The following is a 14,997-nucleotide window of genomic DNA, read 5'->3' on the forward strand; positions in this document are numbered from 1 at the left end:
GCAAGCCGCTTAGCCCAGATGGCGCACGATGTGCGGCCCCAGCCAGTTGGCCACCCCCAGCGGCAGGCGGCGCCAAGCGGAAATCAGCAACTGGTAGTTGGCGTTGGCCGGGTTGTGTTGCGGAATGGCTTCGCGCTTGTAGAGGCAGAACTCGTAGTGCAGCGGCGTCGGCTCGAAGCCCCAGTTTTTCTTGAAGGCGTAGGTGCCGGTGCCGACCTTGCTGCGGCCGTAGTCGAACACTTTGAGTCCGCGCGCGCAGGCGCGGCGCATCAAATCCCAGTACTTGAAGTCGTTGGCGGCCAGATCGCGTGCGGTCTCGTCGTCGCCGGCGTAGTAGGCCAGCACCTGGTCGCGGAAGTAAAAGCTCAACACGCTGCTGAGTGGGCGGCCATCGGGCGCGCAAACCGTCAGCACCTCGCAGTCGCTGCCAAAGGTGTCGAGCAAGGCCTGAAAGTAGCGCTGCGACAAGGCCGGTGTGCCGTGGCGGTGCACGTTGTGGGAAAACAGCTTGAAAAAACGCTTCGCATCGGGATCGAGATGCGCCGTCAAGCCATTTTTGATGCCTTTGCGCACCATGGCGCGCTGCTTGCGCGGAATCGCCAGCAGGTTGTCTTCTTCGGTTGGCAGGATTTCCTTGCGGAAGGTGACGTACAGGTCTTGTGCCGGCCAGTCGGGGTGGCGCCGCTGCAGGTGGCGCAATTCGAGGTGATCGACGCCGAGTTGACGCGCCAGTTGCTGTGCTTCTTGCTCCAGGACTGCCGCCGCCGCCTCGGTGCTGGCCGCCACGCCGCCGTAGACGGTGAACGGCAAGGCGGTCAGGGCGTTGCCAAACAGCCAGCTCTTGACGTGCCCGAGCGGCAACACGCCCTGGATTTGGCCGTGTGCCTGGGCGTAGAGGAAATAGGTGTCGTGGCGCAACTGCTGGCGGATGATGGACTGCCAGCCCGCGCGGTGAAAAAAGGTCGCCTGTGGGCAAGCCAGGACGAAAGCGTCCCAGCGCGCTTGCTCGGCGCTGTCGCTGCCGCTGAGGCGGTGTACCCGCAGCGCGGTCGCATCAGACACAGGGCGCTCCAGCCGTTGGAAAGAAAATGTGATCCATGCGACCCCAGCGAAAGTCCTGCAGCAGCCGCTGCAGGCGCTGCTCGGTGCGGCCGATGTTGACGTAGTGGCGAAAGCGCGTTTTCAGACCGACGCCGGGCACGCGCGGTTGATCGGGGTCGATCTCCCACGGATGGCAGTAAAAAATGACGGGCTGCGCGTCGCGCAGATTGATTTGGCGCAGCATCCAGCGCGATAGCGCGTAGGGCAAGAGCCGAAAATAGCCGCCGCCGCTGGACGGCAGGTTGCGCTGGAACACGCGCAAGGTGCTGGGCGGAATCTCCAGCAGTCCGGCGCGCACCGGGTGGGCAAAACGCGGCGCCTCGGGCATGCCGTAGTGGTCGTGCCGCACCGGGTAAATGCTCGAGCTGTAGCGGTAGCCGGCGCGCAACAAGGCATCGAGCGCCCACAAATTGCCCGCACCGATGGAAAAACTGGGCGCACGATAGCCCAGCACCGCCACCCCGCAGAGGTCTTCCAAAATTGCTTTGGCCGAATAAACGTCTTGGTAAAACGCCGCTTCGCTCAGGTCGCTGGCGCGCTGATGACCGTAGCCGTGGCTGGCGAGCTCGTGCCCGTCGGCGACGATGCGCCGCACCAGTGCCGGGTAGCGTTCGGCGACCCAGCCCAGGGTGAAAAAAGTGGCTTGGGTGCTCCGCTGCGCCAGCAGGTCGAGCAGGCGGTTGACGTTGCGTTCAACCCGGCATTCGCAGCGCTCCCAGTCGGCGCGATCAATGTGGGGCGCAAACGCCGATACCTGAAAGTAATCTTCGACGTCAATCGTCAAGGCGTTGGTAATGGACGCACGCTCAGTCATGGTGATTGGCTCTTGCTGCATCGGGCGTCGGCGCTTTGCGGCCCGCTTGGGTGATTTTTTTCAAGACCGTCAGAATCTCCAGGCTGATGCGTTCTTGGCGCAGCACGCTGCGTTCGATGCGCAACAGGCGTGCACTGAGCTGCTCGGCCGAGACGCGACCGAGTTGTTCGTTCAGGCTGTCGGCCAAGCCGGCGTCCAGGTTGAGGTTGGCCAGATCGAACTCTTCAGCACTCCAGTCGACCACCGCAGACGCGTGGGCGGGTGGGCTCCAGGCTTGCCTGCGGCTCGGCTGCGTCGTGGTCGGGGTGTCGTTTTCGGCTTGAATCTCGCCCAGCACCTCGTGCAAGGCGGCGCTGTCGATATACGGGTTCTCGCTCAGATAACCCTGCAGCAGTAGACGGTCGCATATGCTGTTGATGCGCCGAGGAATACCGCCCGAATGCAGGTGAATGTCGGCAAACACCGCCGCTTCGAAACGGGGACTGCCGAGCGCTCCGGCACACTTGAGCCGATGCTCGATATAGGCGCGGGTGTCCTCGGCGTCCAAGGGTCCTAGGTGGCAGCGGGCGGTGACGCGCTGGCGCAACTGCAGCATGCCCGGGCCTTGCAAAATGTCCCGGAATTCGGGCTGTCCGATCAGAAAAGTCTGCAGCAGCGCCTGCTCGCCGAACTGAAAATTCGACAGCATGCGCAACTCTTCCACCGCCTGCGGCTGCAGATTCTGCGCTTCGTCGACGATCAGCAGACAGCGCTTGCCCTGGGTGGTTTGGGTGATGAAGAACGCCTCCAGCGCCATCAGCAGGTCGGCCTTGCTGTGGCCGCGCACCGACACACCGAAAGCGCCGCAGACCAGCCGTAGCGCATCTTCGGCGCCGAGTTGTGTGCTGACCAGGTGGGCAGCGACTACGGTGCCGTCTTCCAGGCTCTCCAGCAAATCGCGCACGACGGTGGTTTTGCCCGCGCCGACCTCGCCGGTGATGACAATGAAGCCCTCGCCGCGCATGACGCCGTAGACCAGGTACGAACGCGCCCGCCGGTGCGGCTTGCTGCTGTAATAAAAACGGGGATCAGGGTTGAGCTGAAAGGGCTTGCCGCTCAAGCCGTAAAAGGCTTCGTACATGGCTTAGAACCGGTGCGTGAGCAGTCCCGCGACGGCGGTTTCCTGCGCCGAAGCTGCAGCGCCATCGCTCAGGGTGCGACGCAGTTGCAAATGGGCGCTGGTGCGCAGCCCAAGCTGGCTTGCCAGGCCCAGTGTCAGCGAGCGGCTGCGCGACTGTAGCGCGAGATTTGACCCCTGTGCCCGTTGGCTTTCCAGTGTGGTGCTGATCGAGGTCAGCGGGGTCAGGCGGTGCGCATAGGAGGCGCTCCAGGACCGCTGGCGGATGCTGCTGTGGCGGTCGAAATCGTCACCCAGACGGATGGCCGGACTCAGGCGACTGCTGCGACCCTGCGCCGCTGTCAGCGTGACAATGCCGCGCACGCCCAGCCACGCCACCGAGAGCTGCTGGTTGCGCTGCAACATGGCCGACGAACTGAGAAAGCTCTGATGCACCGACAGGTTTGCCGGCAGACCGAGCCGGTTCAGTTCGGATTGAACGCGCTGGGCGCGCCGGATTGGGTCTGGCTCGACCCCGACGTAGAGCCGATCCAGTAAATCGTACAAGCTGCCGAGCGAGGCCGTTGTCGCCTCCAGCGGGCTGTTGACCGCAGAACGCGTATCGGAGAAGCGCCAGACGGTGCGCCGACTGCGGTGTTCGAGCAAGAGGCTGTGCGCGCTGCCGAAATAGCGCTGCTGCAAATCCAGCGCGACCCGGGTGCGCGTCGACGGCCGCCAATCCAGGCCCAGACCGGTGTTTTGGTACGACTGGCGCGTCAGCGTGAGCACGTCGTTGGACTCGACGCCGGCTTGCAGGCTGAGTCTGAGCTGAGGCGAAACAGAATAAATCAAATTCGCACGCACGGCGTCGGCCTCGGTGCGCCGACCCAGCGAGTGCTCCACCTCTTGCAGCGACGCATCGAGTGACCAGCCCAGCGGCGAGCCGGTTTGGCGGCTGTCCAAGCGCAGCGCCAGCTCCTGTACGTCGACATCCGAGCGCTGGGCCGTCTCGGTGCGGGTCGATCGCAGGCGGTAGCGCAGCTCGTAATCAGCCAGGGCAGCGATCTGACCCCTGAAGTAAGGCGAAAACCCGAAGCTGGCGGTCTGGGATCGATTGGCATCGGTCAGGCGCCCGACCGATTGCAGGCCCAGCGCCGAGACCGACTGATCGGCCACCACGCCCGAGAGATCGACGAAGGCGCGCTGATCCCAGGCCTGTAGCGTGGCGCTGGCGTTGAGCTCGTGTCGCAGCCCATCGCCTGCAGTGCCTTGCACGTGGTGTCGATGGCTGAGCGAATAATCCAAAAAGCCCTGTAGGCGCGGGCGATTCATGAGCACGCGCAGCCCGGGACGGACGTCGAGCGCTTGTTCGCTTTGTGGGTTGAGGCGAGAGAGGTTGCTGTTGTTTGAAAGCGTCAGACCGATCGCCACCCGCGGCTCGATCCAGGCGTCGGGGCGCGCGGGCGCTGCCTGATCCGGATCCGGCAGCGCCGAGGTCTGCGCCAGTGCCAGCAGCGGCAGGCACAGCGCGGCCACACTGCTCAGGGCCATGGTGCGCAAAGGCAGGTTCAACCCGGGTTGTGTGGGTTTGTGGGTCATGGGTTCCGATCCTGGGTGTTGTGTCATAGGGCCACGGCAGCCGAGGCCGCAGTGGCCGCTGGCTTGGACTCCTGACCGTAACCGTAACCGTAACCGTAACCGTAAGCATCCTGCGCTCCTGCGGTACGCGCCTGGTTGAGCAGCAGCAGCTTGACGGGACAGGCTTCGATGGTGCTTAGTGCATGCTGGACTTGGGATTGCAGCGTTTTCTCGGCCTGAACCACCAGCACGATCTGCCCCATGTGCGCAGCCAGCGCGCGCGCCTCGGTGGTCAGCAGCAGGGGCGGCGAGTCGAAAACGACGATGCGGTCGGCGTAGCGTCGTCCTATCTCCTGCACCAGCGCACGCATGGCGTCGCTGGCCAACAACTCGGTCGCGCGCGGGTGTGGTGTGCCGCTTGGCAGCACGCTGAGCTTGTCAACGTTGGTGCGCAACAGCGCCTGCGCTACGTCGAGCGAGCTATCGAACAGCAGGTCCAGCAAACCCGGTCCGCTCGGCAAGCCCAGGGATTTCGACAGCGAGGGACGGGCCACGTCGGCATCGACCAGCAACACCGTGTGGTCGAGCTCCATGGCAATGCTCATCGCCAGGTTGACGGCGCTGAAACTCTTGCCCTCAGCCGGCATGGCGCTGGTGATCATGATCAGATTGCCATGCTGCACCACGGCCGCGCCCTTGTTCATGGCGTTGTCGAGCAACGGGCGTTTGATGATGCGAAACTGATCCGCAATTGCCGAACGCGGGGCGTTGGGGGTGACAAAACCCTGCGCCAGCAAAGCGGCCAAATCCAGCGTGACGACACGGGACGGCGGGACGCACGGGGTACGAGCGTCCGGCGTCGGCTCAGGCGGGCTTTTGCCCGGCAGGGCAGCGGCGCCGACATCGACCCCGGCCTGACGCAATTGCTCCAGCCGCTGCGCGGCCTTCTCGATCAAACTTGACATCCGACGCTCCTATCTGGCAGTGCCATATCAAAGCGCCAGCAAGGCCATGCCGAGCGCAAACAGCAGCACCAGCGCCAGCACAGAAGCCAGGAAACGCAGCAGGCTGCGCCGCTCGGCCCGGCGCGAACGCTCGTTCTGAATCTGTGTGACCACGCCGAGCAGCGGCAACTGGGTCGAGGCGCGCAGGCTGTTGGCGTCAAAAAATACCGGCCGAAACTGGCTCATCAGAAAACTCACGCTCAGCCCGGCCGCCAAAGCGCCCAACAAGGCCAGCGGCAGCAGCAGCAAGCGGTTGGGCGCCACCGGCGCGGGATTGGCGCGCGGCGGGTCTATGACGCGAAAGTCAGCCAGACTGGCCGCACCGCTGAGGGCGCCGCCGATGGCGATCGACTCACGGCGGCTGACCAGCTCTTCGTAATTCTTTTTGTGTATGTCATAGTCGCGGTTGAGTTGCGCCAGCTCCGCTTCTATGCGTGGAGCGAATTGCAGTTGCTCACGAACCCGGCTGGCGCGTGACTCGTGCTCGGCGACCCGGGCACGCAAACCAGCCACCTGCACCTCGGCAGCAGCCAGCACGCGCGTGAGTTCGACCAGCGCCGGATTGGCCTCAAGAACCGGTTGGCCCGGGTTGGCCTGTGCGATACGCTGCAATTCGGCCACCTCGCGCTGCTTTTGCTCCTCCAATTCACGCACCAGGCGGCGGGTGTTGGCCACATCCGGGTGCTGTTCGGTGTAGCGTTGCAGCAGCGCGTCCAGGCTGCGCCTGAGGGCGTCGATGCGCGCGTCGAGCTCAGGGGTGGCAGCGCCCGAGAGCGCGGGCAACTGGCGCTGGGCCGCACGGGCTTGCTCCAGTTGGCGCCGGGCCGCCTCGCGGGCACTCTCGGCCTCGCGCAGCTCGAGCCGGGCCGAGCTCAGCGCTGTCGAAATTTCATTCGCCCGCGCCGCTATGTCCAGCCCGCCCTGGGTCTGCATGTCGATGTTGCGCAAACGAAAATCCTTCAGCCGCAATTCGGCCTGGGTGAGCAAGGTTTCGTAGGCCTTGATTTGCTCGTCGATGAAACGACGCGCGCTGTCGGCGTCGGCTCTGGAGTCGCCCAGACCCGATTCGACGAAAATCGACATCAGCGACTGCACCACCCGCAGGGCAGATTCAGGACTCTCCCCCCGATACGACAAGGTGTAGAGGTTGTCGCGACCAGTGGAGCGGATCGACAGCGACCGGGTGACCTGGTCGATCAGCGCATCTTGCTCGGCTTTGGTGTTGGCGCCCAAGTCGAGATCGGCCATTCGAACCAGCCTCTCGACGGTGGGGCGGCTTATCAAGGTGCGGCTGAGCATGGTGACTTGCTGCTCGATGTCGGGCTGAATCGCCAGCCCGGCCATCAAGGGACGCAGAATCGACTGTGTATCGACGTACACCCGGGCCGAAGCCTCGTAGCGGTGTGGCATCTGCAACACGGCTACCGCCCCGACGGCAGCCACGACCCAGGCCACCAACACCGCCAGCCGGCGGTGCTTCCACATGCCACGCAGCAGCGTCAGCGCCTGGTTGATGATTTCATGCATACGCTAGACCGTGTGCGAGAGCGAATTACGGTACTGAAGACCGAGACGCCGAATCTCAGTGGTCCGCCTGGACGCGATCACTCAAAACCAGCCCTGCGGAATGATCAGCACGTCGCCCGGCAGCATTTCGACGTTGGCCGAAATGTCGCCGCGCTTGACCAGATCGTGCAGCCGCACGCTGTAGCGTTTGTTGCCTTCAGCGGCGCGAACGATGGTTGCGCTGTTGCCGGCGGCAAAATCGGTCAGCCCGCCGACGGCGATCATCACGTCGAGCACGGTCATTTTCTGCCGAAACGGCAGAGCCTGAGGCCGGGTGGCTTCACCAAGCACACGAATTTGCTCGCTGTAGGGTCCGACAAAATTGGTGACGATCACCGTTACCACTGGATCGCGAACAAACCTGCCCAGCGCCTGCTCGATGTCGCGGGCGATCTGCGTTGGGGTTTTGCCCTGCGCCAGCAATTCATCGACCAGCGGCGTCGACACTTTGCCATCGGGTCGCACCGGCACGGTGGCCGACAACTCGGGGTTGCGCCAGACGTTGATGTTGAGCATGTCGCCTGGCCCAACGATGTAGCTGTAATCGGCTTTTGCTGCAACCGGCGGCGCCGGGAGCAGACCCGCTGTCGGCGAGGCGCAGGCGCTCAGACCGAGCACCACCACGCCAGCGCCCAAGCCTTTGAGCACAGCCAAAACGAATGCAGAAGTTCGTCTAATCATGATGCGCGCCTCAAGAACTGGTTAAATGTTATTAAAGGTTAACCTCGGGTGGTGAATATACATCATTCCGGTGACGGTAGCGCGAAGGCTTTTACCCGATTGGGTTCAAACGGGTGGCTTTTTTGGCTTTGATGTCGGTATTATTTACAGTCGGCCACGCCAACCAGCGCCGGGCAAGCCCTCTGACCGCTCCGAGCGCTGCCACGCAGCGCTTAAAATCAGCCGCAGTGCACGTCAACTTCAGGAAATCCGCATGTCTGTCTTCTCCGCCGTCGAATTGGCCCCGCGTGACCCGATTCTGGGTCTGAACGAGCAGTTTGTCGCTGATGCAAACCCCTATAAAGTCAACCTCGGCGTCGGGGTTTACTTTGACGACCAGGGCAGGCTGCCGCTGCTGCAGTGCGTACAGGCAGCCGAAGCGGCCCTGATGGAAAAGCCCAGCGCGCGCGGCTACCTGCCGATTGACGGCATGGCCGCCTATGACAGCGCGGTGAAGAATCTGGTGTTCGGTGCCGGCAGCGCCGCCGTACAAGCGGGCCGGGTGGTCACCGTGCAGGCCATCGGCGGCACGGGAGGACTGAAAATTGGCGCCGACTTCCTCCAGCGCATCAGTCCCAAGGCCCAGGTGCTGATCAGCGACCCGAGCTGGGAAAACCACCGCGCGCTGTTTGGCAACGCCGGCTTCCAGGTTGACAGCTACGCCTATTACGACGCCGATCTGCGCGGCGTGAACTTCGATGCCATGCTGGCCAGTCTGAACGCGGCAGCGGCCGGCACCATCGTGGTGTTGCACGCCTGCTGCCACAACCCCACCGGCTACGACATCACCCCGGTCCAGTGGGAGCAGGTGATTGCGCTGATCAAGGCGCGCGATCTGACCGCGTTTCTCGACATGGCTTACCAGGGCTTTGGACACGGCATTGCCGAAGACGGTGCGGTGATTGAAAAGTTTGCCGCCGCCGGTCTGAGCTTTCTGGTCTCGACCTCGTTTTCCAAGAGCTTTAGCCTGTACGGAGAGCGCGTGGGCGCGCTGTCGGTGCTGTGTCAGAGCAAAGAAGAGGCCGACCGGGTGCTGTCGCAGCTCAAGGTGGTGATTCGCACCAACTACTCCAACCCGCCGATTCACGGCGCTGCGGTGGTGGCAGCGGTGCTCAACAACCCGCAGCTGCGTGCCCTGTGGGAGCGCGAGCTGGGCGAGATGCGCATGCGCATCAAAGCCATGCGACAAAGACTGGTCGACGGCCTGCAAGCCGCTGCTGTGCAGCAAGACATGAGCTTCATCACGCGGCAGATCGGCATGTTCAGCTATTCGGGTTTGCAGCCAGAGCAGATGCGGCGTCTGCGCAGCGAATTTGGCGTCTACGGCACCGACAGCGGCCGCATGTGCGTGGCCGCACTCAATAGCAAGAACATCGACTACGTCTGCCAGTCGGTCGCCAGCGTGCTCTGAGCCCGCGCTGGCTCACGAGCTGCTGCGACGCCGCATGAGCGACCCGGACCTGCCCAGCGCATCCGCGCGCGGCAAACCGCTGCGTGGTGTGCGCGTGCTCAGTTTGGCGCTGAACCTGCCCGGCCCGGCCGCCTTGCTGCGCCTGCAAAACATGGGCGCGCGCTGCCTGAAGTTTGAGCCCCCAGCCCCAGCAGGCGCGCCAGCGATCAGCAGCGCCGACCCGATGAGCCAGTACAGCGCCAGCGCCTACGCCAGCTTGCATCAGGGCATCAAGCGTGTCGAGGTCGATCTGAAAAGCCAGCGCGGGCAAACCAGACTGCAGCGCGAACTGGCCCGCACCGACGTGCTGCTGACCTCGTTTCGCCCGGCGGCGCTGGCCCGCCTGGGACTGGCGCCGCAAGCGCTGCGCCAGCGTTACCCGGCGCTGTCGGTGGTCGCCATCGTCGGCGCACCCGGTGCGCGCGCCAACCAGCCGGGACACGACCTGACCTATCTGGCCCAAGCCGACTTGGTGCCTGGTCTGGACTTGCCGGCCACCTTGTTTTCCGACATGGCCGGTGCCTTGCTGGCCAGCGAAGCCGTGCTGCAAGCCGTGTTGCGGCAAAAAACACGCGGCAAGAACAGCTTTCACCAAGTCGCCCTGTCGGCCGCTGCCGACTGGCTGGCGCTGCCCCGCCGCTGGGGCCTGACCTTGAGCCACAACATCCTGGGCGGCGCGCACGCGGGCTACCGGGTCTACCCCTGCCAGGATGGCCGCGTCGCGCTGGCCGCATTGGAGCCGCACTTTGCCGCGGCGCTGTGCGCCGTTGCCGGTCTGCCCGCGCCAGCAGCCAAGGCCATGTGGCAAGCGGACATGCACACCGCAGTGGCGGCTTTTTTGGCGTCGAAAACGCGGCAGCAAATTGACGCCCTGGCGGCCCGGCACGACCTGCCGCTGCACGTCCTGCCCGCCTGAGCCGTCGGCGTGGCCATGCAAACATTTGACGCCGTCGTCGTTGGCGCTGGTGCCGCCGGTCTGTTCTGCGCCGGCGTGGCGGGTCAGCGCGGCTTGCGCGTGTTGCTGCTCGACCACAGTGCCAAGGTGGCGGAAAAAATCCGCATCTCAGGGGGTGGCCGGGCCAACTTCAGCAACCGCGAACTCGACCCGCGCGCGCCGCACAAGCACTACCTGAGTGAAAACCCGAATTTTTGCCGCTCGGCCCTGGCGCGCTACACGCCGGCTGATTTCATCGCGCTGGTGCAGCGCCACGGCATAGCCTTTCACGAGAAACACAAAGGCCAGTTGTTCTGCGACCGCTCGGCCGAAGACCTGATTGCCATGCTGCTGCGCGAATGTGCGCTGGGCGGCGTGCAGCGCTGGCAGCCCTGTGCGGTGCGGGCGGTTCGGCTGGCGGCCGATGCCCACTATGAAATCGACACCGAACAGGGAACGGTGCGCAGCCCTGCGCTGGTGGTAGCCACCGGCGGACTGTCTATCCCGCAGATCGGCGCCAGCGACTGGGGCCACCGGCTGGCCCGGCAGTTCGGCCTGCGCCTGGTGCCCACACGCCCCGGTCTGGTGCCGCTGTGCTTTGAAGACCGCGCAGCGTTTGCGCAACTGGCTGGCCTGGCGTTGCCGGTGCGGATTGAAACCGGTGCGAAGAAAACGCGCATCGGCTTCAACGAAGACCTGTTGTTCACGCACCGCGGCCTGTCGGGCCCGGCGGTGCTGCAAATATCGAGCTACTGGCAAGCGGGCACGCCGCTGCACATCAACTTGCTGCCGGGCGCAGACCTGAGCCAGACGCTGGCGCGCGCCAAGGCCAGTTCACGCAAACAAATCGCCAACGAACTCGCTGGCCTGCTGCCCGCCCGTCTGGCCGACGCCTGGGTGCTGCAATCGGCCGACTGGCAGCGCCCGATCAGCCAAGCGAGCGACCAAGCGCTGGCGCGGCTGACCGAAAGCCTGACGCAGTGGGACATCACGCCCAGCGGCAGCGAAGGCTACCGCAAAGCTGAAGTCACGCTCGGCGGCGTCGATACGCGCGACCTGTCGTCGCAAAGCATGGAGTCCAGGCAACGCGGTCTGTACTTCATCGGTGAAGTGGTCGACGTCAGCGGGTGGCTTGGCGGTTACAACTTCCAGTGGGCCTGGTCCAGCGCCTACGCCTGCGCGCTGGCGCTGGCGGCTGGAACTACACGCTAACTTCTGGCCAGTGCCGCGGCCAGGCATTGCACGCCGGCTTCAATTTTTTCCAGCCCCACGGTGGCAAAACTCAGGCGCAGCGTGGCCGGGTCGGGCTGGTTGGCGTAAAAGGGCGCACCGGGCACAAAGGCCACACCTTGTTCAAGGGCGCGGCGGGCCCATTCGGCTGCGTCTTTGACCGGCGCGTGCGCCCCGTTCAGACGCGCCCAGACGAACAGGCCACCCTGCGGTGGCTCAAAATCGATCGCCGGGCCGAGTTCGCGCCGCAGCGCCTGCGTCATGGCGGCGGCGCGTTCGGCGTAGACCTGGCGCATACGCTCCAAGGTGGCCGGCAAGCGACCGGCGCGCAGGTAGTGCGCCGCAGTGGCCTGGGCAAAGGTGCTGGTATGGGCGTCGCTGAACTGCTTGCACATGGTGGCCTTGGCCAGCAGTTCGGCCGGCCCGATCAGCCAGCCCACACGCAGACCGGGGCTGAGCACCTTGCTGAGTGAGCCGCAGTACGCCAGCCGCTCGCGGCTGCCGGGCACCTGGCTGCTCAGGGCCAGCAGACTCGGCGGCGGCGCGGTGTCAAAGTACAAATCGCCGTACGGGTCGTCCTCCACGATCAGCGTCTTGTGCCGCAGCGCCAGCTCCAGCACGCGCCGGCGCCGCTCCAGACTGAGCAAGGCGCCGCTGGGGTTGCCAAAGGTGGGGATCAGGTAGACGAACTTGGGCTGGTGTTGTTCGATCAGTTGCTCCAGCACGTCGACCTGCACGCCCTGGGCGTCTACCGGCGCACTGATGAGCTGCGCACCGTAGAGTCGAAAGCACTGAATGGTGGCCAGAAAAGTCGGGGCTTCGACGATCACCTTGTCGCCCGGGGAAATCAGCGTCTTGCCCAGCAAGTCCAGCGCCTGCTGGCTGCCGGTGGTGACGATCAGGTCGGCCGGCTGCACATCGCTGTGGCCCTTGCCGGCCATGAAGGCGACGAGCTGCTCGCGCAGCGGCTGGTAGCCCTCGGTGGCGCCGTATTGCAGCGCAGCGCCGGGCTCATCGGTCAGCGCGGCGTTGACGGCGGCGCGAATACCCTCGACGTCGAACAGCGCGCTGTCGGGAAAGCCGCCCGCAAAGCTGATGATGCCAGGCTTGCCCAGCAGCTTGAAGAGCTCACGAATGGCCGATGTTTCGACGTGGTCGAGGCGAGAAGCAAATTGCATGGAAATGTCTCTGTGGGGCTGAGCTTGTTGCCAGGATCCCTCTGTTAATGGCGATACTGTACAGGCAAAGATCCACCCGTTCGGGCTGAAATCCGCGCATCTTGAGCCCGTCCTTCGACCCTTCGACAGGCTCAGGACAGGCCAAGCTCAGGATGATCGGAATTCAAACCCTTCGTACTCCGTTCCCCCTGAGCCTGTCGAAGGGCAAGCTCAGGGCGAACGGTCAAAATGAGCGGTACTGGTGCCAATGGTGGCCGACCCTTCGACAGGCTCAGGGCGAACGGTTCACCCAGGCCGACCCTTCGACAAGCTCAGGGCGAACGGTGCAAAATGAGCGGTACTGATGCCGATGGGCCAGCGGCTGTAACCGGCATGGCCGCCAACCACGCCTGTTCGGCCCTACACTGAAGCGCCATGAACGACACCCAGATCGAAGCCTTCTTTGCCACTTTGCAGGCCGCCAACCCGCAGCCGCAAACCGAGCTGGCATACGGCAGCGTGTTCGAGTTGCTGGTTGCCGTGCTGCTGTCGGCCCAGGCCACTGACGTCAGCGTCAACAAGGCCACCAGAAGCCTGTTTGCGTGCGCCCACACGCCGCAAAAGATGCTAGACCTCGGCCTGGAAGGTCTGCAAGCGCACATCAAGACGATTGGCCTGTACCGCAGCAAGGCCAGGCATGTGTTGCAGACCTGTCAGATGTTGCTCGATCTGCACGGCGGTGAAGTCCCACGCACGCGCGCGGCGCTGCAAGCCCTGCCCGGTGTCGGACGAAAAACCGCCAACGTGGTGCTCAACGTGGCCTTTGGCGAGCCCACTTTTGCCGTCGACACCCATCTTTTCCGCGTTTGCAACCGCAGCGGTCTGGCGCCAGGAAAAACGCCGCTGGCGGTCGAGCAGCAATTGATCCAGCGCGTACCCAAGGCCTACGCGGTGAACGCGCACCACTGGCTGATTTTGCTCGGGCGCTACGTCTGCCGGGCGCGCAAACCGGAGTGCTCGCGTTGCCTGGTGGCCGCGTATTGTGACTTCAACTTAAATAGCGCTTAGGACGGTGAGGATGTCAGAACGAAAAAGAGCACGCCTACTTGGAGCGACGTCAAAATCAAACTGGCCGACTTCGACCGTGCCGCTCTGCTTGGCCTGGTGCACGACCTGTACGCCGCCAGCAAGGACAACAAGGCATTTCTGCATGCTCGCTTTGGTCTGGGCGATGACCCGCTGCAGCCCTACAAGGATGTGATCATTCGTTGGATCAATCCGTCAGATTTTCGCAATCCGATCTCGGTCAGCAAGGCGAAAAAGGCGATCAGCGACTACAAGAAGTCGCTGGGCCAGCCCGAGGGTTTGGCGGAACTGACGGTGTTTTATTGCGAAGAAGTGTTCGCGTTTCTGGCTGTTTGCGGCATGGACGACGAAGGTTTTTATGCCGTGCTGGTGCGGATGTTTGAGCAAGCGCTGAAATCCCAGGGCAGTGGCTACTTGCCAAACTCCCGCCCCAGTTCCTCGGCGCGCTTTTGCGCCGCAAACAGGGCTTCTTCAAACTTCGTTTTCACCCCGCTCGCGTCCATCGACGTGAGCGCCGCGAAGGTCGTTCCGCCCTTGGAGGTGACGCGCTCGCGCAGGGTCTGCAGCGGCTCGCTGGAGCGCTGCGCCAGGGTGGCGGCGCCAATGAAGGTGCCGATGGCGAGTTGCTGCGCCACTTCGGGTGTCAGGCCCATGCGGGCGCCCGCGTCGCGCATGGCTTCGAGGAAATAGAACACGTAGGCCGGGCCGGAACCCGAGAGCGCGGTCACGGCGTCGAGGTCGCGCTCCACCTTCACCCAGACCAGCTCGCCGGTGCTGCGCAGCACGCGCTCGACCAGCGCTTGGTCGTCGGCGCTCACGGCAGCGCGCGCCATCAGGCCGGTCATGCCCAGCCCAACCAGGGCCGGCGTATTGGGCATGGCGCGCACGATGCGCTCGCTGCCCAGCCAGGCGGCGATGCTGTCGCTGGTGATGCCGGCGGCCACGCTCAGGTGCAAGGCGCCGGTGACAAAGGCCCGGGTGGCCGCCGCAGCGTCTTTGAAGGTCTGCGGCTTCACGGCCCAGACCACCAGATCGGAAGGTTTCAGCGCGGCACTGGCCGCGGGCAGCACCGCCACGCCCGGGAATTGCTGCGCCAGCTTGGCGCGCTGCCCGTCCCAGGGCTCGACCACCTGCACGGCGCTGGCGGGGTGGCCCTGGCGGAACAGGCCGCCGATGATGGCGCTGGCCATGTTGCCGCCGCCGATGAAGGTGAGGATGGGGTGGGTGTAGGTGTTCATGCCGCCATTGTCCCCGAGGCGGG

The 14,997-nt window shown here is 64.4% G+C and carries 13 protein-coding genes; 4 read left to right on the forward strand and 9 right to left on the reverse strand.

Features of this window, described 5'->3' with window-relative positions:
* Window positions 1-9: 9 nt before the first annotated feature.
* The 7 genes from EST26_RS06895 to EST26_RS06925 all read right to left on the reverse strand — a co-directional run bounded on the left by EST26_RS06895 (window position 10) and on the right by EST26_RS06925 (window position 7,840).
* Window positions 10-1,062, reverse strand: a complete 1,053-nt coding sequence (locus EST26_RS06895; protein WP_291066481.1) for a FemAB family XrtA/PEP-CTERM system-associated protein — start codon at window positions 1,060-1,062, stop codon at window positions 10-12.
* Window positions 1,055-1,915 carry an XrtA system polysaccharide deacetylase gene (locus EST26_RS06900; protein ID WP_291066483.1) on the reverse strand — a complete coding sequence of 287 codons (861 nt, stop codon included), beginning with the start codon at window positions 1,913-1,915 and terminating at the stop codon, window positions 1,055-1,057. Before EST26_RS06900 ends, EST26_RS06895 begins: the two co-directional genes overlap by 8 nt.
* On the reverse strand, window positions 1,908-3,035 hold the full coding sequence (locus tag EST26_RS06905; RefSeq protein ID WP_291066485.1) for an XrtA/PEP-CTERM system-associated ATPase: 1,128 nt from the start codon (window positions 3,033-3,035) through the stop codon (window positions 1,908-1,910). Before EST26_RS06905 ends, EST26_RS06900 begins: the two co-directional genes overlap by 8 nt.
* A gap of 3 nt (window positions 3,036-3,038) precedes the next feature.
* On the reverse strand, window positions 3,039-4,610 hold the full coding sequence (locus EST26_RS06910) for a TIGR03016 family PEP-CTERM system-associated outer membrane protein (RefSeq protein WP_291066487.1): 1,572 nt from the start codon (window positions 4,608-4,610) through the stop codon (window positions 3,039-3,041).
* 23 nt (window positions 4,611-4,633) lie between these two features.
* Window positions 4,634-5,554, reverse strand: coding sequence for an XrtA-associated tyrosine autokinase (locus tag EST26_RS06915; RefSeq protein WP_291066488.1), 921 nt, complete (start codon window positions 5,552-5,554; stop codon window positions 4,634-4,636).
* A gap of 27 nt (window positions 5,555-5,581) precedes the next feature.
* Entirely contained in the window at window positions 5,582-7,120 is a 1,539-nt protein-coding gene (locus EST26_RS06920; RefSeq protein ID WP_291066489.1) for an XrtA system polysaccharide chain length determinant, read from the reverse strand.
* A gap of 81 nt (window positions 7,121-7,201) precedes the next feature.
* A complete protein-coding gene (locus EST26_RS06925) occupies window positions 7,202-7,840 on the reverse strand; it encodes an XrtA/PEP-CTERM system exopolysaccharide export protein (RefSeq protein ID WP_291066490.1) in 639 nt (212 codons plus the stop codon).
* 253 nt (window positions 7,841-8,093) lie between these two features.
* On the opposite strand from EST26_RS06925, the gene EST26_RS06930 reads away from it, so the two are divergent.
* Genes EST26_RS06930 through EST26_RS06940 form a run of 3 tightly spaced genes read left to right on the forward strand, consistent with a single transcriptional unit; the run spans window position 8,094 to window position 11,475 of the window.
* Window positions 8,094-9,290: an amino acid aminotransferase gene (locus tag EST26_RS06930; protein WP_291066492.1), complete on the forward strand. Its 1,197-nt coding sequence runs from the start codon at window positions 8,094-8,096 to the stop codon at window positions 9,288-9,290.
* Window positions 9,291-9,324: 34 nt separating this feature from the next.
* Window positions 9,325-10,245 (forward strand): CoA transferase, encoded by a 921-nt coding sequence (locus tag EST26_RS06935; protein ID WP_291066494.1) that lies wholly within the window; start codon window positions 9,325-9,327, stop codon window positions 10,243-10,245.
* Window positions 10,246-10,260: 15 nt separating this feature from the next.
* The gene (locus EST26_RS06940) at window positions 10,261-11,475 is read left to right on the forward strand and encodes an NAD(P)/FAD-dependent oxidoreductase (RefSeq protein WP_291066496.1); all 1,215 of its coding nucleotides are present in this window, start codon (window positions 10,261-10,263) and stop codon (window positions 11,473-11,475) included.
* On the opposite strand, the gene EST26_RS06945 is transcribed toward EST26_RS06940, so the two are convergent.
* Window positions 11,472-12,671: a PLP-dependent aminotransferase family protein gene (locus EST26_RS06945; protein ID WP_291066498.1), complete on the reverse strand. Its 1,200-nt coding sequence runs from the start codon at window positions 12,669-12,671 to the stop codon at window positions 11,472-11,474. The two genes, EST26_RS06940 and EST26_RS06945, sit on opposite strands and share 4 nt — an antisense overlap.
* A gap of 414 nt (window positions 12,672-13,085) precedes the next feature.
* Here EST26_RS06945 and nth point away from each other — a divergent pair, with 414 nt between their 5' ends.
* A complete protein-coding gene (nth, locus tag EST26_RS06950) occupies window positions 13,086-13,718 on the forward strand; it encodes an endonuclease III (RefSeq protein ID WP_291066500.1) in 633 nt (210 codons plus the stop codon).
* A gap of 428 nt (window positions 13,719-14,146) precedes the next feature.
* Here the strand turns inward: nth and proC are convergent, their stop codons facing one another.
* Window positions 14,147-14,974, reverse strand: a complete 828-nt coding sequence (gene proC, locus EST26_RS06955; protein ID WP_291066501.1) for a pyrroline-5-carboxylate reductase — start codon at window positions 14,972-14,974, stop codon at window positions 14,147-14,149.
* Between the last annotated feature and the right edge of the window lie 23 nt (window positions 14,975-14,997).

It is taken from the genome of Hydrogenophaga sp. (assembly GCF_014773545.1).
In the GTDB taxonomy this organism is placed as follows: domain Bacteria; phylum Pseudomonadota; class Gammaproteobacteria; order Burkholderiales; family Burkholderiaceae_C; genus Hydrogenophaga.